Source organism: Mycolicibacter sinensis (assembly GCF_001667945.1).
Classification (GTDB): Bacteria; Actinomycetota; Actinomycetes; order Mycobacteriales; family Mycobacteriaceae; genus Mycobacterium; species Mycobacterium sinense_B.
The window spans coordinates 64,183-83,424 of the sequence record NZ_LZJK01000053.1 but is presented as its reverse complement, the minus strand read 5'-3'; the positions used below and the strand labels follow the sequence as shown (position 1 = coordinate 83,424).

Here is a 19,242-nt window from a genome sequence, read left to right as displayed (position 1 = left end):
TCTTTCAACGCCAGCAACCACCGGCGACAATGCCCCACGCGTGGCCGCATGACTTGACACGACCCACAGCCAGCTAACCGCCGGGGCTGGTTCGGCGGTTCAGCGTCGCCTCTCCTTCGTCGAGGCTCGCTAACCGCCGGGGCTGGTTCGGCGGTCCAGCTTCGCCTCTCCTTTGTCGAGGCTCGCTAACCGCCGGGGCTGGTTCGGCTCGGCCCGCAGTAGGAATGGGCTGCCGGTTGCTTTAGCCTGGCGATGAGCAAGCCCACGCGAAAGGAACCTCATGCCCGGAGTGCAGGATCGTGTTGTCGTCGTCACCGGAGCCGGTGGGGGCCTGGGCCGTGAGTACGCCCTGACCCTGGCCCGCGAGGGTGCCGCGGTGGTGGTCAACGATCTCGGCGGCGCCCGCGACGGCACCGGAGCCGGCCACAACATGGCCGATCAAGTGGTCGCCGAGATCAAAGAGGCCGGCGGGCGGGCCGTCGCCAACTACGACAGCGTCGCCGACGCCGACGGGGCGGCCAACATCATCAAGACCGCGATCGACGAGTTCGGCAAGGTCGACGGGGTGGTCAGCAACGCGGGCATCCTGCGTGACGGCACCTTCCACAAGATGACCTTCGACAACTGGAACGCCGTGCTGCAGGTGCATCTCTACGGCGGGTACAACGTGGTTCGGGCCGCTTGGCCGCACTTCCGCGAGCAGAGCTACGGCCGGGTCGTGGTCGCCACCTCCACCAGCGGACTGTTCGGCAACTTCGGGCAGGCCAACTACGGGGCAGCCAAGCTCGGCCTGGTCGGCATGATCAACACGCTGGCCATCGAGGGCGCCAAGTACAACATCAAGGCCAACGCGATCGCCCCGATCGCCGCCACCCGGATGACTGAGGACATCCTGCCGCCGGAGGTGCTGGAGAAGCTCAAGCCCGAGTACGTCGCACCGGTGGTCGCCTACCTGTGCACCGAAGAGGTCGCCGAGACCGGTTCGGTGTTCATCGCCGGCGGCGGCAAGGTGCAGCGGGCGGCGCTGTTCGAGAACGCCGGCGCGGTCTTCGAGAACCCGCCGTCGGTCGATGACGTCGCGGCCCAGTGGTCGACGATCGCCGACCTGTCGGCGGCCAAGGCGGCCAGCTTCTCACTGCAGTAGCCGCTCTACCTCAGAAGCCGAGGCCGGCGAACGCGGCGTTGATCTCTGCGATCGTGTTGGTGATGAGCTGGACCTCGAAACCGGCTGCCAGCGTGTAGATCGCGGTGTTGGCCGCCATCGGCAGTCCGAACGCGTCGAGTAGATCACCGTTTTGCAGGTTGGTGGTGAGCAGGCTCAGATCGTAGGACGGCACGCTGGTGACCAGGGCGTTGATGATGTCCGAGGTCCCCGACAGCGCGCCGTTGATCGCCGATGTCGCGCTGGTGAACGCGTCGACGATGTCGCTGAACGACGGCAGGGTCGTGGCCGCCGCGTGGGTGACCGCGTCGGCGACCGCGGGGGAGAACGCCGCCATCATCGCCGCCGGGTTCGCCAGATCGGCCTGAAATGCCGTCCAGCCTTGCTCGACCCGGTCGACGAGGTCGTTGAACACCGTCGTCGGGTCGACGTCGGGGAACAGCCCGAACGGGGTGGCCACGTTGGCCGGTGCGGTCGAGTAGCCGAAGTCGCCGTCGCCGTAGCCGAGGTTGATCAGGTACGTCAGGGCCGGACCCAGCAGGTCCTGCAGTGGTTTCGGCAGCAGCGCCACCAGCGGCGCGGTTATGGGCTGCCCGCCCAGCGTGTCGATCATGTAGTAGTCGGTGAGGCTGCCCGTGGTGCCCAGGGACTGCGAGCCGGGCAGAAGATGCGCGTTGGCGATGTCTTCGGCGGTTGGTCCGCTGCCGTCGACGCCGCCGTTCAGGTACGTGCCGTGCAGTGTCCGGATGCCCAGAAAGGCGTTCAGGTCGGCCAGGAAGTTCAACGGGTAGCGGGGGAAGTCGGTGAAGCCGTCGTACTCCATCGAATAGATGGACGTCTGGAAGGCATCCGACGGGGTGGAGCTGTCGAAGCTGAAACCCAGGCTCGGCAGGTTGAGCGGCAGGTCGTGTACCTGTCCCGACGTCGTCTCGAAGCCGCTGAAGCGCTCCAGGATGCCGCCGTTGGGGGCGCTGGGGTCGCCGATCAGCAGGAACTGCACGGGCGAGTTGCCGAGGCCTTCGCCCTGGAGCTTCTCCATCTCCAGGCTGGCGATGGTCGCGCTCTGCGAGTATCCGAACACGGTGGTGGCGGCCCCGGCCGCATTGTTGGCCTTGATCCAGTCGTCCAGAATCGTCAGGCCCTGGCCCACCGAGGTGCTCTGGGCCGGAAAACCGCTGGCATCGTTGGGGTAGTTGAAGCGCAACACGTTGATGCCGTCGAGCGGATACAGCCCCTCCGGGGTGAAGACGCCGTTGGCGAGCACCCCGGGGTAGGTGGTGCCCGGATAGATGGGATGCAGCGGATTGTCGATGTAGAGCTGGTCTGCGGCGCCCACATACTGGGAGCCGGGGATCGGTACGCCGCTGCCGCCGATCACCAACCCGATCGACGGATCGGCGGAGGGATCGCCGGCCGTGAGTCGCACGGCGTGGGACTGGAGGTCCGGGGGTGCGATCGGGCTGACGACGACGATGCCGGCGCCGACCAGGGCGCATCCGATCATCAGATAGGGGCGATGTGCAGCTTTCATGAGAAACCCCCTAGGCGAACCTCAAATATCGACGCTAACTTTCCGGTTCGGTGGAGGCAAGGGGGAATTTCAGGCGGGAGGGATTCCCAAGCCGATCAGGCCACCAGCGCGGCGCGCAGCCCCTCCCGGTCGGCGTCGGTGACCCCCGAGGCGCCCAGGAAGCCGTCCAACGAACCGAAGTTCTGCTCGATCGAGCGTTGCGCGGCTTCCAGGTAGTCGGCGCGTACGCCGAGCACCTCGTCGGAGAGCCGGGCCTCGGTGAAGGTCAGCACCTCGGGGGTGATCTCGTCCTCCGGGCGCTGCCGGATCATGTCCATGATCCGCTCCCGCAAGATCGGTACCGCGGTGTTGCTGCGGAGGTAGTCGGCCACCACCGCGTCCCAGTCGACCCCGGCCGCCTGCAGCACCACCGCGATGACGAACCCGGTGCGGTCCTTGCCGGCGAAGCAGTGTGCCAGCACCGGCCGGCCCGCAGCCAGCAACGACACCACCCGCTGCACCGCCCGGCGGGAGCCGCCCAGCGTCGGGAAGCGCTGGTACTCCTCGAGCATGTAGCGGGCGGCGACGTCAGCGGCCGAGTCGGCGTCGGGCTTCTCGGCCATCATCTTGCGGAAGGCGTCCTCGTGCGGCGAGGAACTGTCGGGCGACTGGTCGCCGGCCAGGTCGGGGAAGGGCAGCAGGTGGATATCGACCCCCTCGGGTACCAGGCCGGGCCCGCGACGTGTCACCTCCCGCGGGGATCGCAGGTCTGCGACATCGGAGACGCCGATCCGCAGCAGCTGTTCGCGGCCGCGATCGTCGAGGCGGCTCAACTCGCTAGAACGAAACAGGCGGCCCGGGCGCAGCGCGCCGGTGGCCTGGGAAACGTCGCGGAAATTCCACGCTCCGGGCAGTTCCGGCTGGGAGGTCACCTGGCCACGATAAGACACGGCCCAGCCGGCCCCGCCGGCCAGACGTAATCGGCCCCCGATCCGCTGGGTGGATCGGGGGCCGTGACGTGTGCTCGTGGAACTAGATCGGCGGGTAGTTCTGCGGGGGGTAACCGCCACCCCCGTCGACACCGCGCAAGCCCCAGGTGAGGTACTTGAAGAAGAACTCGGCTTCGTCGGTTATCTCATAATCCGGATTCGGATCGTAACCGTAACCAGGACCCATGTCATCAACCCCTCAGCTCGGATGGCACCAGTTTAGTCGGCTCGTCAACGGTCCAACACCGGACTGCATAGAATCCTTCCAACCAGTTGATTGAGTCCGGGTAGCTCCGGCGGCCGAATAGCGAGTGCACATGTCAAACGACAAGGGCGGGTCGGGGAACTCCGCCCAGGGACCCTCCCGCCGCGAGGAGCTGCTCGCGGTCGCCACCAAGCTATTCGCCGCCCGCGGTTACCACGGCACCCGCATGGACGACGTCGCCGATGTGGTCGGCCTGAACAAGGCGACCGTCTACCACTACTACGCGAGCAAGTCGCTGATCCTCTACGACATTTACCAGCAGGCCGCCGAACGCACGCTGGCCGCCGTGCACGATGACCCGTCCTGGACCGCGCGGGAGGCGCTCTACCAGTACACGGTGCGGTTGCTCGACCAGATCGCCGTCAACCCGGAGGGCGCGGCGGTCTACTTCCAGGAACAGCCCTACATCACCGAATGGTTCACCGAGGAACAGGTCGCCGAGGTCCGCGAGAAGGAGGCCCAGGTCTACGAGCACGTGCACGGGCTGATCGACCGGGGCATCGCCAGCGGGGAGTTCTACCAATGCGATTCGCATGTGCTGGCGCTCGGCTACATCGGGATGACGCTGGGGGCCTATCGCTGGTTGCGGCCCAGCGGCCGGCGCAGCGCCAAGGAGATCGCCGCGGAGTTCTCTACGGCGCTGCTGCGCGGGCTGATCCGCGACGAGGCGATCCGGGTCGAGTCACCGCTGGGTAATGGCGACTCGGGGGCGGCTAAGGCGCCGGTGCTTTGAGGTTGCGGTCCAGGAACTCGATCTGGTCGGCGACCACCCGCTCGAAGGCCTCGCCGACGTAGATGTCGAAATGCCCCTCGGCGTAGCGCTTCACCGTGGCGCGGGGCGCCTGCGCGGCGTAGCGCAACGTCGGGCCCGCCGGGGCGACGGAGTCGGTGTCGCAGACGCAGAACAGAATCGGGCAGCTGACCTTGGCCGCCTCACGGCCCGGCCGGTAGGTCAGGACCTTCATGCCGATCCGCGCGGCGACCTCGTTGCGCACAGGCTGTCCTTCCGGCATCAGCTTCAGGTAGCCCGGGTAGGCGTCGGGTGTGCTCATCAGCGCGACCTCCCCGGGCCGGCCGGCGGTGGCCACCATCACCGGCGGGTTGCCCAGCCGGGCCGCGGCCAGATCACGCAGGGCCAGCAGGGTGATCCGCGCGGTGGTCAACGGCGGAATGGTGCGCGCCGAGGCGATCCCGTCGGTGAACGGGCACTGCGCCACCACCGCCGCCACCGGTAGTCGGGCCGCGGTGGCGATGACGTGCCCGCCGGCAAACGAGGTGCCCCACAAGCCGATTCGGGCCGGGTCGACGCCGGCCAGGGTGTGTGCGAAGTCGACGGCGGCGGCCCAGTCCGCCAACTGCATGCCCACATCGAGCAGCTGGCGCGGGGCGCCGCCGCTGGCCCCGAAGTTGCGGTAGTCGAAGACCAGGCAGGCGTAGCCGGCTGCGGCGAACCGCTCGGCGTAGGCGTCCAGGCGCATGGTGCGGACCGCACCCAGTCCGTGCGCCATGACCAGCAGCGGCGCCCCGTTCGGGCCGCCTGCGCCGGCCGGGTCGGGCCGGTACAGCCAGGCGCTGATGGAGGCATTGCCGGATCGGAAGGAGACGTCGTCGCGGGTAGCCATAGGGAAAAAGGTAGCGCGGCATGTGGTAGACCGGGGCGGTGACAGCGAGCCTGCTGCAGCGCCTGGCCGATGTGGTGGGTTCCGCCTATGTCACCGACGATCCCGATGTGCTGGCCGGACGCAGCGTCGACTACACCGGCCGCTACCGGGGCCGGGCCAGTGCGCTGGTGCGGCCGGGGTCGCCCGACCAGGTCGCCGCGGTGCTGCGGATCTGCCGGGACGGCGGCGCGCACGTCACCGTGCAGGGCGGCCGCACCTCGCTGGTGGCCGGCACCGTCCCCGAACACGACGACGTGCTGCTGTCCACCGAGCGGCTCAACGCACTCGGCGACGTCGACGCGACCGAGCGCCGGGTCGCGGTGGGCTCCGGCGTCACGCTCGCCGCGGTGCAGCATGCCGCCGCGGCAGCCGGCCTGCTGTTCGGGGTCGACCTGACCGCCCGCGACACCGCCACCGTCGGCGGGATGGCCTCGACCAACGCCGGGGGGCTGTGCACCGTGCACTACGGCAACATGGCCGAGCAGGTGCTCGGCGTCGAGGTGGCGCTGCCCGATGGCTCGCTGCTGTCTCGGCACAGCGCGGTGCGCGCGGACAACACCGGCTACAACCTGCCGGCGCTGTTCGTCGGCGCCGAGGGCACCCTGGGCGTGATCACCGGCCTGGATCTGCGGCTGCGCCCAGCCCCGGCGCACCGGGTCACCGCGGTCTGCGGCTTCACCGAGCTCGACGCCCTGGTCGATGCCGCGCGGGTCTTCCGCGACCTGGCGGGCATCGCAACGCTGGAATTGGTCGACGCCCGCGTCGCCGCGCTCACCGCCGAGCGGCTCGGTGTCCCCGCGCCGGTGGACGGCGCGTGGCTGCTGCTGGTCGAGCTGGCCGGCGACACCGACCAGACCGAGCGCCTCGTCGGGCTGCTGCAGCGGGTGTCCTGCACCGGTGAGCCGGCGGTCGGCGTGGACACCGCCACGCGGCAGCGGCTGTGGCGGGTGCGTGAGGCGGTGGCCGACGTGCTGGGGGCGTTCGGCCCGCCGCTGAAGTTCGACGTCTCACTTCCGTTGGCCGCCGTCGCCGGATTCGCCGCCGCGGCGGCCACCGTGGTGGGCAGGCACGCACCCGAGGCGCTGCCGGTGTTGTTCGGCCATATCGGCGAGGGCAACCTGCATCTCAACGTGCTGCGCTGCGCGGCAGCGGCCGAACCTGCGCTGTATGCGGCGATGATGGAGCTCATCGCCGAGTGCGGCGGCAACGTCAGTTCCGAACATGGGGTGGGCAGCCGCAAGCGGGCCTACCTGTCGATGTCGCGCGGGCGGGCCGATATCGCCGCGATGCGGACGGTCAAAGCCGCGTTCGATCCGACCGGCTACCTCAACGCCGCGGTGCTCTTCGACTGACCGGGGTTCTCAGTCGTGGTGTTTGATCCCGACGGCCTGGCGCAGCTGGGCGAGGAACTGGTCGGAGTCGTCACTGCGGATGATGTAGTGCGAGATGGCAATCCGGATCGCTGCCGCCGCCTTCACCGCGGCATCCGGACCGGACAGCATCCGCTGCAGCCCCTCGCGCATCGGGACGATGATCCGGGAGAAGTCGCTGAGCACATGCTTGGGTTCGATGTCGATCATCCGCACCCCGGTGGAGGAATGCTGATAGTCGACAATGAAACGCAGTGCGGCATCAAGCTTTTCGGCTCCCTTGAGACCCTCGGTGGCCTTGCTGAGGCCGCTGTCGAAGATGTGCCGCTCATAGCGGGAGAACGCCGAGATCAGTTCCTCTTTCGACGGGAACCACCGGTACAGGGTGGGGCGTGACACCCCGGCCTGGGCGGCCACCTCCGACAGGCTGAGCTTGGTCATCCCGTTGCGGCCGAGCACTTCGGCGGTGGCCGCGAGGATCCGCTGCCGGGTTGAACTGTCGGGGCCGTCCACCGTGCTGCGGGTCATGGGAGAGACTTTACAAAAAATAGCGAGAGTGTCACGCTGGTTCGGTGTCTGACCATCGTTCCTCACCGTCGCGGGACCACCCTGGCTAGTCCGGTAGGGCAATTATCGTGATCGAAGCGCCACAAGTCACGTGCGAGGAACGCAGCCACCCACCGCGTGTCGTCATGATCATCGTTGACGCGTCCGGGATCGGGCGGGCGGCCGCGGCCCGCCTGGCCGGCCACGGCCACCTGGTGCTGATCGGGAGCCGCGAGCTGGAGAGCACCGAACGCTTGGCGGCGCAGCTTCGCGCGCGCGGGGGCAGTGCGTTCGCCGCCCGCCTGGATCTGACCGACCCGCACTCGATCAACGGGTTCCTGGCCGCCGCGGAGTATCTCATCGGCACCCCCGACGTGCTCATCACCGATCTCGGCCTCGCGGCCCCGGGCTCTCGCGCGCACGGGGTCCGGGTGGGAGCGCAAATCCTTGCCGCCCGGGTGATTCCGGCGATGATCGCGCGGGGGCGTGGTGATGTGGTGTTGGTCGGCCCGGAATTGGCCGGGGCGCGCGGCGCCGCGGCCCGCCGCGAGTTCGACGCCTGGTCCGCGGCCTTGGACGCCGAGTTCGTCGGAACCCAGATGCGGGCGTCGACCGTTCGGTCGGCACAGCCCGGCGCCGCATCGAGCGCCGACGCCGGGCATCTGCTCGCCGCGATGATCACCGGCGCGCGGCTGTGTCTGGTCGAGCTGCTCCCGCCGGCGGTACCGGCCCGCTAGCGCCGCCGCACCAGCACCGATTGCTGGATGCCCGCCACCGCGCCCTGCTCGTCGAACAAGGTGCCGATGGTCGTGCCGATGCCGTCCGGCCCGTAGTTGGTCTCGGCGCGGATCCCGATCCACTCGCCGTCGGGGATCCGGTGCACGTGCACCACCAGGTCGGTGTTGAGGAACGTCCACGTTCTGATGTCGAGTTTGGCTCCGACACCGTTGGCGTCGTCGGCGACCGCGAACAGCCGCTGCAGCGGGGTCATCGCCTCGCCGGCCACCAGGTCCACGGTCGGGGAGATCCAGGACTCCCCGGCGCCGGGGGCGAGCGGCTGGGTCAGCCACCGCCAGTCCAGGCTGTGCACGTAATTGCGGTCCCAGTTCGCCGCCATGTTGTTGCTGCGTGCCTCGCTGAGCGGCCGCAGCGGCGGAGCCGAGGCGTGCATGAGCTCCTCGGTGTCCAGGGTCTGCAGCCGCCAACCGGTCGCCCGAGCAACCGGCCGCGGGTGTTGGTCGGGGCCCGGCGCCAGCATCTCGGCGCTGATGAGTTCGATCTGCTTCCCGGCCCGCTCGACCTGGGCGCGGACCCACAGCGCACCTTCGACCGGGACCGGCCCCAACAGATCGATGGCGACGCGGCTCAATCGGGTGTCGTCCCGCGTCTCCTGGCGCTCCAGCGCGCGCACCAGCAGCGCCGAAACCGGTGCGGCGTGCTGGATCTGAGCCGACCAGGTGCCGCGCACCAGGTCGGTGGCACCGAACTTCTCGCCCCGGGGATCGGCGGTGTCCAGCAGTTCGTAGTACGAGTCGGACATGCGTTCGCCTTTCAGGGCCGCCCGGCGCCGGGTATCTCCACGGTCACCGTGTCCAGCCGGGAGTCGCGGGTCCCGATCAGGCGCTGGGGGTAGGCGTCGGTGCTGGACAGCAGAAACAGGGTGCGGCGCGCCGGACCGCCCAGGGTGCAGGCGATCGCGGCCCGGTCGCCGATGTCGATGCGGTGGGTGACGGTGCCGCCCTGCGTGATGCGCTCGAACTGGTGGGCCAGCGTCATCGACGTCCAGACTCCGCCCGCCGCGTCGAGCGCGATGCCGTCGGGCGGCCCGTCGAGCCCGTCGGCGAAGATTCGGCGGTCACGCAGCTCGCCGGCGGCGCCGATGGTGAACGCGGTGAGCCGGCGGCCCATCGATTCGGCGACGATCAGCGTGTCACCGTCGCCGGTGATCACCATCCCGTTGGGAAAGTCGAGGTCCTCTGCGACGGTGTGCACGCCGGCATCCGGATCGATCCGCACGATCACCCCACCGGTGTAGGCCTGCGAACCGATGTAGCTGCGCCCGGCCGTATCGACCACCATGTCGCCGAGGGCCGCGGGCACCTCGGCGCGCAGGTCGGCCAGCGTGGTGACCGTGTCGCCGTTGTAGCAGAGCACCTGCCGGTCCTCGGCGGAGGCGATGAGCAGCGATCCGTCCGGCCGGAACCCCAGCCCGGTGGGGGTGTGCCCGGGCAGCGGCACCGTGGTCATCGAGCCCTGCAGGTCAACGGTGTGGATCGCTTCGCCGAGCATGTCGGAGAACCACAGCAGGCCTTCGAACCAGCGCGGGCCCTCGCCGAAGCAGAAGCCGCCGGCCAGTGGTGACGCAGTCAGGCCGGTGGCCGGTGTGCCGGGCCCGGAGCCTGTTTCGGTGGTGCTCGACACGGGCGTCCTCCTGTCCGGCGGTCGCGGGTGCGACCAGGCCTACTTTACAAAACGTGGCTTAAATGTCACGCTCGCAAAATGTCGGAGCCGAGCATCGAGACGTCCCCATCCACCCACTGGTCAGTCAGCGGCCTGCTCGACCTGTTCGACGTGACGCCGCAGGGCCCGGACCGGTTCACCGGTGCGACCGGCCTGGCCGCCGACGACGAACGGCAGGTGGTGGAAGGCACCCAGCTTCTGGCGCAGGCCATCGTCGGGACGGCGAAACGCTTCGGCGACAAGTCGATCCGTTCGGCGCACGCCGTATTCGCCCGCGCCGTGCTGGTGGGCGCGCCGGCGGAGTACACCATCGACGTGGTCAACGAGGGCCGCTCGACGGCCACCGCGGTCATTTCCGTGCTGCAGAACGGCAAGCGCTGCGCGACGATGACCGTACTCGCCGATGTCCCGTCGGCCGACGTCATCACCCACCACCTGCCGCGCCCGGACGTCGCCCCCCCGGCGCAGGCCCACCCCTGCCAGATGCCGATGGCGGGCCGCCAAGTGCGGCTGGTCGACGTCGTCGACGTCAACAGTCCCGACGAGGTGGGCCCGCCCGAGCTCTACGCCTGGCTGCACTACGACCCCATTCCCACCCGCGACGATCTCGCCAAGGCGCTGATCGCCTATTTCACCGGCCATTTGGGGATCTCGACCACGATGCGCGCACACGCCGGCATCGGCACCAGCCAGTCGCATCTGACGGTGTCCACCGCGCCGATGACCGTCACGGTCAGTTTCCACGAACCGGTGCGCTGGGACGGCTGGATTCTCTACGGGCACGAGAGCACCCAGGTGGGCGCGGGCATGTCCTACGTCCGCGGCACCGTGCACACCCAAGCGGGTGACCTCATCGCCTCGTTCGCCCAGGACGGTCTCATCCGCCCGCTGCGCACCAGCGACGGCAAGATCGCCGAACAGGCCCGGCTATAGGCCGGCGGGCAGTTCGGCGAAGCCGTCGACGCGGGTCATGTCGAAGCTGAAAAACCCTGCGACAGGGAGGCTTTCGGGCGGCGGATCCGGGTAGCTCCAGGCCACGTCCTCGACGACGGTCTCGCCGACGACCGCCGACCAATACCTGGCGTAGCCCTTGTAGTTGCAGTAGCTCGAGGTCGTCGACGCCTGCAGCAGATCGGTGCGGACGTGGTCCGGGGCGACGTATAACCGCGGCGCAAGGGCCGTCTCGAACAGGATCACGGTGTCATCGGTGTCCACGAGGCCCACTCCGGCGACCTCGACCCGCAAGGCGCGACGGGTGCGCCGGCAGTCGACCCGGTGATAGGGGTTGGGCGGGTAGTGCACCAGCTCGCGACCCTCTTCAAACCAGGTGTCCACCGCATCCCACGGGATTTGGACGAACCCCGGCGCCTCCGGCACCGCCCGATGCGGCAGATCCCCGACCACGTCGGCCGGGAAGGCATAGCTCAGCGGCTGGCCTCGGCGGTGCACCAGCAGGACACGTTCGGTGTCGAGCACGGTGCGGTCGCCGCGAAGCGCCTGCACCCGGCGCGGGTGCGGCTCGACATAGACCAGGTCTGCGGTGATCGCGGGAGCGAACCAGCCGGCTCGCTCGGTGCTGAGCGGGCCGTGCCCGGCGACCAGACTCACGGCGGTTCCCCCCTTTGTTCAACAATTCGTGACTTTACAACTTCAGCGTCAACTGTAATATCTCCCAGAGTTGGGCTCCGCGGTCGAGCGGAGCGCATCCGGCCGGTGGTGCCGTCCGGATTCTCACGACGAGCTGGGATGATGCGATGACAAGCACCGCTGCGGCGCTGGACCCGCCGTCCGAGGAGCCGCATCTGCGCTATCACCTTGATGTCATGGCACTCGACGTCACCGCGCTGGTGCAGGCGGCCGGCGGGTGGCTGTATCACCGGGTGGCCACCGGGTGGGACGTCACCGTGATGGTGCCGGCGCACCAGAACCTCCGGGCGTTGCAGATCCTCGGCGTGCACACCGCCGACCTGGAGGCCGAGCTGTCCGCAGCGACCGGCGACGTGGCCGGACACGGCCTGGCTGTCGCCGCCGACGCGTCCGCCAGAGATCCCCGGATCCGCCAGCGGGTGCAGGCGGCGCTGCGGTGCCGTGTGACCGAGGTCGTCCTGTGGGGCGAAAGCGGGCCGGTGGCGGTGAATCACCGCCTCTGCGCCGTGCGGCACGTGCTCACCGTGGCAGGGCGCGCCTTCAAACGGCAAGCCCTGCTGGCCGCCGACGCCCCGGCCGACGGCCGAATCGACGCGCCGGAGATGTTCCGGAGCGACCAGAAGCGCTGCCTGCCGGTCCGTTCCGATCTGGTGCCGGTCGATTGATGCGCAAACACTACGACCACACGCTGCTGTATCTGCACGAGACCATCGAGCTTGGCCGTGGCGGGAGCGCCGAATTCACCGGCGCGTTCACCGACCTCTACCAGCCGATGATGAGCGAGCTGGGCGCGCGGCTGTTCGGGCTATGGGAGACCACCCGCTACAACGGTCACTGGCCGCAGGTCACGATCCTCTGGGAGATCGACGCCTTCGCCGACTACGCCCGCATCGGGCGGGCGCAGGGCCGCGGTGGCAGCCATGAGCACACCGCCACCGAGTGGGCGAAGTACCTCACCGGCATCGGCGCATCCGGGGAGGGCCGCATCATGTATCCCGGCCCGCACAACAAGACCCTGGCACAGCTGCGCGACATCGACTTCGATGCCACCCTGGTGATCCAGGAGATCATGCAGACCAAGCCCGGCCGCCAGGACGACTACATCCGGGAACTGGAGCGCCTGTACGTGCCATGGTCAGAACGCACCGGCAAACGCTGGCTCGGTTCGTTCACCACCACGTTCCGTTTCAACGAGGTCATCCACTACTGGGCGCTCGACGGCGACTGGGATTGCTTCGCGCAGCACTACCCGTCCTGGAAGGATCAACCGCCGGCTGAGATCGTCACCTGGATGAGCATGGCGCCGGCACTGCGGGACGGCTGGGAGGACGCCATCCTGCAGGCGCTGCCGCCGTGTCCGCTCCAGGGTGGCGCCGAATGAAAACGGCTGCGCCTCCGGACTTCTCGTATGATCCGTTCGACCCGGCGGTGATGGCCGACCCGCTGCCGTACTATCGCGTGCTGCGCGATCACCACCCGGTGTACTACGTGCCCAAATGGGACCTGTACGCGCTTTCCCGATTCGACGACATCTGGGAGGTGCTCGCGGTCAGCGACGGCACGTTCGTCGCCTCCGAGGGAACGCTGCCCGCGGCCAACGTCCTGGCCCACCACAACAGCGGACCGGTGCCGGATCCCCCGCTGCACCCCCTGCCGTTCCACGCGGTGTTCGACAAACCGATCTACGACGACATCCGCCGGCTGCAGTCACCGGCATTTCGGCCCCGGTCGGTGAACGACTGGGCGGACCGGATCCGCACGCTGGCCAATCAACGGCTCGATGAGCTGCTGCCACAGGGCAGCTTCGACCTGACCGGTGACTACGGCGGAATCGTGGTGGCCCAAGTGGTCTGCGAGTTACTCGGCATCCCCCTCGAGCTCGCCGCCGACGTGCTGGCGGCGGTGAACGCCGGCAGCCTCGCGCAGGCCGGCAGCGGGGTCGACACCGCCGCCGCGCGGCCCAACTACCTGGAATACCTCATCCCGGCCGTGCAAGCCCGGCGCGCCGAGCATCGGCAGGACGACCTGCCGATCGTCGACGGGATGCTGCACTACCGGCTACCGGACGGCCGTGCGCTCGATGACGTCGAAGCGGCAACACAACTGCTGTGCATCTTCATCGGCGGTACCGAGACGGTGCCCAAGATCGTCGCGCACGGGCTGTGGGAGCTGGCGCGGCGACCCGAGCAGCTCGCCGCGGTGCGCGCCGACCTGAACAGAGTGGAACAAGCCCGCGAGGAGATGATCCGCTACTGCGCTCCGGCGCAATGGTTTGCGCGCACCGCCCGCAAACCGTTCACGGTGCACGACACCACGATCGCACCGGGGCAGCGCATCATCACCTTGCTGGCCTCGGCCAGCCGCGATGAACGCCAGTACCCCGACCCCGACAAATTCCACTGGGATCGCCCGATTACCCGATCGCTGGCGTTCGGCCGTGGACAGCACTTCTGCATCGGCTACCACCTGGCCCGCCTCGAAGTCACTGTGCTGGTGGCCGAATGGCTGCGCCGCGTCGGCGACTACCGCATCGTCGAAGACGGGGCGACCAGGCTGCCGTCGAGCTTCCAGTGGGGCTGGAACACCATCCCGGTGGAGGTCTGAGCCATGTGGGCCCACCGGCTGATCGCCCCTTACCAATTCGAGCGGATCGAGGTCCCCGACCTCACCGAGCACCAGGTCGGCGACGGGCAGGTGCTGCTGGCCTTCGTCGCCGCCGGGGTGTGCGGCAGCGACTTGCCCGCGTTCCGTGGGGCGCAGGGCCGGCTGCCGGGGGACAGCGGTGCCAGCGCGGCGGAGAAGAACGGCTTCCCGATCCACGAGATCGTCGGGGATGTGCTCGCCAGCCGGCATCCGCGGCACCGCCCCGGCGACCGGGTCGTCGGGTGGGCATCCGGTTTCGACGGCCTGATGCAGCGGGTCATCGCCGACGGTGACGGACTCGCCCGCTACGACCCGGCGCTGGCGCCCGCGCAGGCGGTGGGACTGCAACCGCTGGCCTGTGTGCTCTACGCCGTCGAACAGCTTCCCGACCTGGCCGGCCGCCATGTGGCGGTGCTCGGCCAGGGCTCGATCGGCCTGCTGTTCAGTGCGGTCGCCAACGCCGCGGGCGCCCGGCGGGTCACCGGCGTCGACCCCGTCGACCGGCGCGCCGTCGCAGCCGCCTTCGGCGTCGACACCGCGGTGCGGTCCACCAGCGATCGCTGGGTACAGCGCCTCGATGCCGACGACCGCCCCGAGATCGTGATCGAGGCGGTCGGCCACCAGGTCGCCACCTTGAGCCACGCCATCGAAGCCGTCGCGCCCGGCGGCACCGTCTTGTACTTCGGAGTTCCCGACGACGACAGCTACCCGATCAGCATGCGCACGATGCTGCGCAACAACCTGACGTTGATATCGGGGGTGACCCGCGACCGCGCGCGGATGCTGGAGGCCGCCGGTAGGTTCGCCGCCGAGCAGCCCGCACTACTGGGCGACTACGTCACCCACATCTTCGGTTGCAACGACGTGCAGGCCGCGTTCGAACTGGCGACCCGTCCGGTACCGGATCGGGTCAAGATCGCGATCGTCGCATGATGCCCGCGTTGCGGGCCGCCCTCGGCGACCGGACACCGCTGTGGGGCGGCTGGATCACCGGGCCCACGGTGCTGGGGCCGGAGGAATTCGCCCGGGCGGGCTACGACTACGTGGGTTTCGACGCCCAGCACAGCTACCTCGACGACGCCGCGATCGCCGGCATGCTGCGCCAGATCGAACACCTGCCGATCGCCACCGCGGTGCGGTTGCCGAATGCGGATGCCGCGCCGATCGGCCGGGTGCTCGACGCCGGGGCCGACGCGGTCATCATCGCGCTGATCGAGACCGCCGAGCAGGCGGCGGCCGCGGTGTCCGCCACGCGGTACCCGCCGGACGGGGTCCGCAGCTTCGGTCCGTTGCGGCCCGCGCTGGGCCGCGACCTGTCCGCTCTCGAATCACGCGCGGAGGTGTTCGCGATGATCGAGACCGCCGCCGCCCTGGCCGATGTGGACCGGATCTGTGCGGTGCCCGGGCTGGCCGGAGTCTACGTCGGGCCCGCCGATCTGGCGATCTCGATGGGGGTGCCGGTAGCGCAGGCCACCACCCACCCCGGCCTACGGGAGGCGATGACCCGGATCCAGCGCGCGGCGTCGGCGGCGGGGGTCATCGCCGCGATCCACGGCGGATCCGGTGCGGCCGGACGCATGCTGGCCGGGCTGGGTTATCAGATGATCACGCTGGCCGCCGAAGCCCAGGCGCTGCGGTGCGGGGCGCTCGAGCATCTCAACGAGGCTCGGGGCAGCCACGAATGACGCACGCACGGGTCGCCCTGGTCACCGGCGCCGCCCGCGGGCAGGGCTGGGCGATCGTGGAACGGCTGCGCGCCGACGGGTTCGCCGTCGCCGCCTGCGACATCGATGAAGCGGAATTGGCGGCCGCCCTGCAAAGCCGTGCCGGCCGGGTCGACGACGCGGTGATCGGGCTTCCGCTCGATGTGACCTCCCCGCCGCAGTGGCAGGCCGCGGTGGCCGCGACCGTAGCTCGCTTCGGGGCGCTGACCGCGCTGATCAACAACGCCGGCATCCTGCACCGGGCGGCGATCGCCGAGGAGACCCCGGGCGGCTTCGAAAGCGCCTGGCGGGTCAACTGTCTGGGCCCGTTCCTGGGGATCCAGGCGGCGCTGGCGCAACTTCGCGCCGCCGAGGGCGCCGCCATCGTGAACACCTGCAGCACCGGGGCGATCCGGCCCTTCCCGCAGCACGCCGCCTACGGGTCGTCGAAGTGGGCGTTGCGCGGGCTGACCCAGACGGTCGCCGCCGAGCTCGCCCCGACCGGGATACGGGTCAACGCGGTGTTTCCCGGGCCGATCGCCACGCCGATGCTCGATGACACCACCCAACAGCGGCTTGCCGCGGTGGCCGCGACCGGTCGGCTCGGCCGCCCGGGCGAGGTGGCCGACGCGGTGTCGTTCCTGGTCTCTGATGCGGCGTCGTTCATCACCGGCGCCGAACTCGTCGTGGACGGTGGCCAATGCCTGCAGATCCGGTGAACATCGGCATCATCGGCGCCGGGCCGGGCGGGCTCGCGCTGGGAATCCTGTTGCGGCGCGCCGGCTTTACCGACTTCACCATCTTCGACCGGGAGGACGGCGTCGGCGGCACCTGGCGGATCAACACCTATCCGGGGCTGGCGTGCGACGTCAAATCGCACCTGTACTCCTACTCGTTCGACCTCAACCCGCACTGGTCGCGGCAGTGGTCCAAGCAACCCGAGATCCTGGCCTACTTCGAACGCTGCGCCACCGAGCACGGTCTCGGGCCGCACCTGATGCTGCGCACCGAGATCCGCTCCGCCCGGTGGGAGCAAGACCGTCGTCAGTGGTGCCTGACCACCAGCGACGGCGCCGAGTACCGGTACCGCTTCGTGGTCTCGGCGGTCGGCCTGTTCACCCAGCCAGTGCTGCCCGACCTTGCCGAGGAGCAGCCGTTCACCGGCACCGTGATGCACTCGGCGCGCTGGGACCATTCGGTGCGACTCGACGGCGCCCGAATCGCGGTGCTGGGAACCGGTTCGACCGCGGCGCAGCTGGTGCCGGAGCTGGCCCGGGTCGCCGAGAAGGTCTATTCGGTGCAGCGGTCGCCGACCTGGATCCTGCCGAAACCGGATCGCCGCTACACCGCCCGCGAGCACTGGGTGTTCACCCGCATCCCACTGGCCAAGCGGCTGTATCGGATTCGGCTATGGCTGCGCAGCGAGGCCAACATCGCGGTGATCGAGAACGGCAGCGACAAGACGGCTGCGTTCACCGCCACCGCGCGCGCCCTGCTGGACACCAGCATCAGCGACTCGCGGCTCCGCGCCATGCTGACCCCCGACCACCCGCTGGGCTGCAAACGGCTGGTGTTCTCCTCGGACTACCTGCCCGCGCTGGGTCGGCCCAATGTCGAGGTGGTCACCAGCCCGGCCAAGGCGTTGCGGTCCCGGTCCCTGGTCACCGAGGACGGCACCGAGTGCGAGGTCGACGTGGTGGTCTGCGCCACCGGATACGCCGCGGCGGACTACCTCGGTCAGATCGAGGTGGTGGGCGAGGGCGGCAGTCTGCGGCAGGCGTGGCGCGACGGGCCGCGCGCCTACCTGGGCATGGCGGTGCCCGGGTTCCCCAACTTCTTCATGCTGTATGGACCCAACACCAACGTCGGCTCCAACAGCGTCATCTTCGTGCTGGAAGCCCAGGCGCGCTACATCGTCCGGGTGCTGCGGTACCTGCGGCGCAGACGCCACACCTATGTCGCGGTGCGGCCCGCCGCGTTGGCCGACTTCATCGCCAAGATCGACCGCTGGATGCACGGCACGGTCTGGACCACCCGGTGCAGCAACTATTTCCGCGCGGCCAACGGCCGGGTGGTCACCCAGTGGCCGCGTAGCGCCGGTGCGTTCTGGGCGATGACCCGACGGTTCCGGGCCGGCGACTTCGTCTTCGAACCCGACCCGGTCAGGCCTGGCCGAACGTGATGACCTGGCGCACCGCGGCGCCGTCAGCGAGCCGGTCCATCGCCTCGTTGATGTCGTCGAGGGTGATGGTCGCCGACACCAGCTGCTGCACCGGCAGCCGGCCGGCGCGCCACAGCGCGACGAATTTCGGGATGTCGCGCGCGGGCACCGCCGACCCGAGATAGCTGCCGATCAGCGAGCGACCCTCGGCGACGAAACCCAGCGGGGACAGGCTGATCCGGGCATCGGGTGCAGGCAGGCCCACCGCGATGGTGCGGCCCCCGGGGGCGGTCAGATCGATCGCGGTCTGCAGCGCCGCCGGATGACCGACCGCCTCGATCACCATCGGAGCGCGCACCCCGGCGTCAACGGCCTGCTGCGGGGTGTAAGTGCGTTGCACGCCCAGACCACTGGCCGCGGCGAGCTTCTCGGGGAGCTGATCGATCGCGATCACATCCACACCGTCGTGCGCCAGCACGGTCAGCACCGCCGCCATGCCGACCCCGCCGAGCCCCACCACGGCCACCGTCTGCCCGGCCACCGGGCGGGCCACGTTGAGCACCGCCCCGCCACCGGTCAGCACCGCGCATCCCAGCAGCGCCGCCACCGACGGGGGAACGTCGTGGGGCACCGGCACGGCGCTGGCCGCGCTGACCACCGCATGGGTGGCGAAACCGGAGACACCGAGGTGGTGGAAGACCGGCTGCCCGGCCCGGCGCAACCGGATCCCGCCGTCGAGCAGGGTGCCGGCGCCGTTGGCCGCGGTGCCCGGCCCGCACGGGGTCAGGCCCTCGGTGGCGCACGCCGGGCACTGCCCGCACCGCGGCAGAAACGTCAGCACCACCCGCTGCCCGGGCGCGATGGTGACGCCGGCGCCGATCGCCTCGACGATGCCGGCCGCTTCGTGGCCGAGCAGCATCGGCACCGGCCGCACCCGGTTGCCGTCGACCACCGACAGATCCGAGTGGCAGACCCCGGCGGCTTCCACCCGGACCAGCAGCTCCCCCGGGCCCGGCGGCGCCAGGTCCAGCTCTGTCACCGTGAGCGGCCGAGACCGGGCATACGGTCGTGGCGCCCCGATCCGCTCCAGCACCGCGCCGCGGATGGCAACCATGTTGGAATACA

Annotated in this window: 21 protein-coding genes; 12 read left to right on the top strand and 9 right to left on the bottom strand. The window is 69.6% G+C overall.

Annotated features, from left to right (window positions below; genetic code table 11):
• The first annotated feature begins 280 nt into the window (after nucleotides 1–280).
• Nucleotides 281–1,144: an SDR family oxidoreductase gene (locus A5694_RS06990; RefSeq protein ID WP_064921102.1), complete on the top strand. Its 864-nt coding sequence runs from the start codon at nucleotides 281–283 to the stop codon at nucleotides 1,142–1,144.
• 10 nt (nucleotides 1,145–1,154) lie between these two features.
• Here A5694_RS06990 and A5694_RS06985 read toward each other — a convergent pair whose 3' ends face one another.
• The 3 genes from A5694_RS06985 to A5694_RS23145 form a co-directional block, all read right to left on the bottom strand.
• Nucleotides 1,155–2,693, bottom strand: coding sequence for a PE-PPE domain-containing protein (locus tag A5694_RS06985; RefSeq protein ID WP_064921101.1), 1,539 nt, complete (start codon nucleotides 2,691–2,693; stop codon nucleotides 1,155–1,157).
• Nucleotides 2,694–2,788: 95 nt separating this feature from the next.
• A complete protein-coding gene (locus A5694_RS06980; protein WP_064921100.1) occupies nucleotides 2,789–3,604 on the bottom strand; it encodes a tyrosine-protein phosphatase in 816 nt (271 codons plus the stop codon).
• A 100-nt stretch (nucleotides 3,605–3,704) separates the two neighbouring features.
• Nucleotides 3,705–3,848 carry a hypothetical protein gene (locus A5694_RS23145; RefSeq protein ID WP_109535621.1) on the bottom strand — a complete coding sequence of 48 codons (144 nt, stop codon included), beginning with the start codon at nucleotides 3,846–3,848 and terminating at the stop codon, nucleotides 3,705–3,707.
• A gap of 130 nt (nucleotides 3,849–3,978) precedes the next feature.
• Here A5694_RS23145 and A5694_RS06975 point away from each other — a divergent pair, with 130 nt between their 5' ends.
• Complete coding sequence (locus tag A5694_RS06975) at nucleotides 3,979–4,659, top strand: TetR/AcrR family transcriptional regulator (protein ID WP_064921116.1); 681 nt, start codon at nucleotides 3,979–3,981, stop codon at nucleotides 4,657–4,659.
• Here the strand turns inward: A5694_RS06975 and A5694_RS06970 are convergent.
• Nucleotides 4,640–5,548, bottom strand: a complete 909-nt coding sequence (locus A5694_RS06970; RefSeq protein ID WP_064921099.1) for an alpha/beta hydrolase — start codon at nucleotides 5,546–5,548, stop codon at nucleotides 4,640–4,642. The two genes, A5694_RS06975 and A5694_RS06970, sit on opposite strands and share 20 nt — an antisense overlap.
• Nucleotides 5,549–5,598: 50 nt before the next feature.
• Here A5694_RS06970 and A5694_RS06965 point away from each other — a divergent pair, with 50 nt between their 5' ends.
• Entirely contained in the window at nucleotides 5,599–6,939 is a 1,341-nt protein-coding gene (locus A5694_RS06965; RefSeq protein WP_064921115.1) for an FAD-binding oxidoreductase, read from the top strand.
• A 9-nt stretch (nucleotides 6,940–6,948) separates the two neighbouring features.
• Here A5694_RS06965 and A5694_RS06960 read toward each other — a convergent pair whose 3' ends face one another.
• Nucleotides 6,949–7,485, bottom strand: coding sequence for a TetR/AcrR family transcriptional regulator (locus tag A5694_RS06960; RefSeq protein WP_064921098.1), 537 nt, complete (start codon nucleotides 7,483–7,485; stop codon nucleotides 6,949–6,951).
• 164 nt (nucleotides 7,486–7,649) lie between these two features.
• Here A5694_RS06960 and A5694_RS06955 point away from each other — a divergent pair, with 164 nt between their 5' ends.
• Nucleotides 7,650–8,240: an SDR family NAD(P)-dependent oxidoreductase gene (locus A5694_RS06955; protein WP_064921097.1), complete on the top strand. Its 591-nt coding sequence runs from the start codon at nucleotides 7,650–7,652 to the stop codon at nucleotides 8,238–8,240.
• Here A5694_RS06955 and A5694_RS06950 read toward each other — a convergent pair.
• Both A5694_RS06950 and A5694_RS06945 read right to left on the bottom strand, forming a co-directional pair.
• Nucleotides 8,237–9,043, bottom strand: coding sequence for a thioesterase family protein (locus A5694_RS06950; RefSeq protein WP_064921096.1), 807 nt, complete (start codon nucleotides 9,041–9,043; stop codon nucleotides 8,237–8,239). The genes A5694_RS06955 and A5694_RS06950 overlap by 4 nt on opposite strands.
• Nucleotides 9,044–9,054: 11 nt before the next feature.
• Nucleotides 9,055–9,873, bottom strand: coding sequence for an SMP-30/gluconolactonase/LRE family protein (locus A5694_RS06945; RefSeq protein ID WP_064921114.1), 819 nt, complete (start codon nucleotides 9,871–9,873; stop codon nucleotides 9,055–9,057).
• Between the two features lie 129 nt (nucleotides 9,874–10,002).
• Here A5694_RS06945 and A5694_RS06940 point away from each other — a divergent pair, with 129 nt between their 5' ends.
• Entirely contained in the window at nucleotides 10,003–10,896 is an 894-nt protein-coding gene (locus tag A5694_RS06940; RefSeq protein WP_064921095.1) for an acyl-CoA thioesterase, read from the top strand.
• Here the strand turns inward: A5694_RS06940 and A5694_RS06935 are convergent.
• Complete coding sequence (locus A5694_RS06935) at nucleotides 10,891–11,571, bottom strand: DUF427 domain-containing protein (protein WP_064921094.1); 681 nt, start codon at nucleotides 11,569–11,571, stop codon at nucleotides 10,891–10,893. The genes A5694_RS06940 and A5694_RS06935 overlap by 6 nt on opposite strands.
• 146 nt (nucleotides 11,572–11,717) lie before the next feature.
• Between A5694_RS06935 and A5694_RS06930 the strand changes: the two genes are divergently transcribed.
• From A5694_RS06930 to A5694_RS06900, 7 genes are read left to right on the top strand one after another with little or no spacing between them, the layout of a single operon-like run.
• On the top strand, nucleotides 11,718–12,275 hold the full coding sequence (locus A5694_RS06930; protein ID WP_082952551.1) for a hypothetical protein: 558 nt from the start codon (nucleotides 11,718–11,720) through the stop codon (nucleotides 12,273–12,275).
• Nucleotides 12,275–12,991, top strand: coding sequence for a hypothetical protein (locus A5694_RS06925; RefSeq protein ID WP_064921093.1), 717 nt, complete (start codon nucleotides 12,275–12,277; stop codon nucleotides 12,989–12,991). Before A5694_RS06930 ends, A5694_RS06925 begins: the two co-directional genes overlap by 1 nt.
• The gene (locus A5694_RS06920; RefSeq protein ID WP_064921092.1) at nucleotides 12,988–14,214 is read left to right on the top strand and encodes a cytochrome P450; all 1,227 of its coding nucleotides are present in this window, start codon (nucleotides 12,988–12,990) and stop codon (nucleotides 14,212–14,214) included. The genes A5694_RS06925 and A5694_RS06920 overlap by 4 nt, the downstream gene beginning before the upstream one ends.
• 3 nt (nucleotides 14,215–14,217) lie before the next feature.
• The gene (locus tag A5694_RS06915; protein WP_064921091.1) at nucleotides 14,218–15,186 is read left to right on the top strand and encodes a zinc-binding dehydrogenase; all 969 of its coding nucleotides are present in this window, start codon (nucleotides 14,218–14,220) and stop codon (nucleotides 15,184–15,186) included.
• Nucleotides 15,183–15,938 carry an HpcH/HpaI aldolase family protein gene (locus A5694_RS06910; protein WP_109535620.1) on the top strand — a complete coding sequence of 252 codons (756 nt, stop codon included), beginning with the start codon at nucleotides 15,183–15,185 and terminating at the stop codon, nucleotides 15,936–15,938. Before A5694_RS06915 ends, A5694_RS06910 begins: the two co-directional genes overlap by 4 nt.
• Nucleotides 15,935–16,675: an SDR family NAD(P)-dependent oxidoreductase gene (locus A5694_RS06905; RefSeq protein WP_064921090.1), complete on the top strand. Its 741-nt coding sequence runs from the start codon at nucleotides 15,935–15,937 to the stop codon at nucleotides 16,673–16,675. Before A5694_RS06910 ends, A5694_RS06905 begins: the two co-directional genes overlap by 4 nt.
• Complete coding sequence (locus tag A5694_RS06900) at nucleotides 16,657–18,138, top strand: flavin-containing monooxygenase (protein ID WP_064921089.1); 1,482 nt, start codon at nucleotides 16,657–16,659, stop codon at nucleotides 18,136–18,138. Before A5694_RS06905 ends, A5694_RS06900 begins: the two co-directional genes overlap by 19 nt.
• On the opposite strand, the gene A5694_RS06895 is transcribed toward A5694_RS06900, so the two are convergent.
• Complete coding sequence (locus A5694_RS06895; RefSeq protein ID WP_064921111.1) at nucleotides 18,119–19,231, bottom strand: alcohol dehydrogenase catalytic domain-containing protein; 1,113 nt, start codon at nucleotides 19,229–19,231, stop codon at nucleotides 18,119–18,121. The genes A5694_RS06900 and A5694_RS06895 overlap by 20 nt on opposite strands.
• Nucleotides 19,232–19,242 lie beyond the last annotated feature (11 nt).

Excerpts from the sequence above, each read along its gene's own strand:
- A5694_RS06990 (WP_064921102.1), top strand. The coding sequence starts at position 281 with ATGCCCGGAGTGCAGGATCGTGTTGTCGTCGTCACCGGAGCCGGTGGG.
- A5694_RS06985 (WP_064921101.1), bottom strand. The coding sequence starts at position 2,693 with ATGAAAGCTGCACATCGCCCCTATCTGATGATCGGATGCGCCCTGGTC.
- A5694_RS23145 (WP_109535621.1), bottom strand. The coding sequence starts at position 3,848 with ATGGGTCCTGGTTACGGTTACGATCCGAATCCGGATTATGAGATAACC.
- A5694_RS06975 (WP_064921116.1), top strand. The coding sequence starts at position 3,979 with ATGTCAAACGACAAGGGCGGGTCGGGGAACTCCGCCCAGGGACCCTCC.
- A5694_RS06970 (WP_064921099.1), bottom strand. The coding sequence starts at position 5,548 with ATGGCTACCCGCGACGACGTCTCCTTCCGATCCGGCAATGCCTCCATC.
- A5694_RS06960 (WP_064921098.1), bottom strand. The coding sequence starts at position 7,485 with ATGACCCGCAGCACGGTGGACGGCCCCGACAGTTCAACCCGGCAGCGG.
- A5694_RS06955 (WP_064921097.1), top strand. The coding sequence starts at position 7,650 with ATGATCATCGTTGACGCGTCCGGGATCGGGCGGGCGGCCGCGGCCCGC.
- A5694_RS06950 (WP_064921096.1), bottom strand. The coding sequence starts at position 9,043 with ATGTCCGACTCGTACTACGAACTGCTGGACACCGCCGATCCCCGGGGC.
- A5694_RS06940 (WP_064921095.1), top strand. The coding sequence starts at position 10,003 with ATGTCGGAGCCGAGCATCGAGACGTCCCCATCCACCCACTGGTCAGTC.
- A5694_RS06930 (WP_082952551.1), top strand. The coding sequence starts at position 11,718 with ATGACAAGCACCGCTGCGGCGCTGGACCCGCCGTCCGAGGAGCCGCAT.
- A5694_RS06925 (WP_064921093.1), top strand. The coding sequence starts at position 12,275 with ATGCGCAAACACTACGACCACACGCTGCTGTATCTGCACGAGACCATC.
- A5694_RS06920 (WP_064921092.1), top strand. The coding sequence starts at position 12,988 with ATGAAAACGGCTGCGCCTCCGGACTTCTCGTATGATCCGTTCGACCCG.
- A5694_RS06915 (WP_064921091.1), top strand. The coding sequence starts at position 14,218 with ATGTGGGCCCACCGGCTGATCGCCCCTTACCAATTCGAGCGGATCGAG.
- A5694_RS06910 (WP_109535620.1), top strand. The coding sequence starts at position 15,183 with ATGATGCCCGCGTTGCGGGCCGCCCTCGGCGACCGGACACCGCTGTGG.
- A5694_RS06905 (WP_064921090.1), top strand. The coding sequence starts at position 15,935 with ATGACGCACGCACGGGTCGCCCTGGTCACCGGCGCCGCCCGCGGGCAG.
- A5694_RS06900 (WP_064921089.1), top strand. The coding sequence starts at position 16,657 with ATGCCTGCAGATCCGGTGAACATCGGCATCATCGGCGCCGGGCCGGGC.
- A5694_RS06895 (WP_064921111.1), bottom strand. The coding sequence starts at position 19,231 with ATGGTTGCCATCCGCGGCGCGGTGCTGGAGCGGATCGGGGCGCCACGA.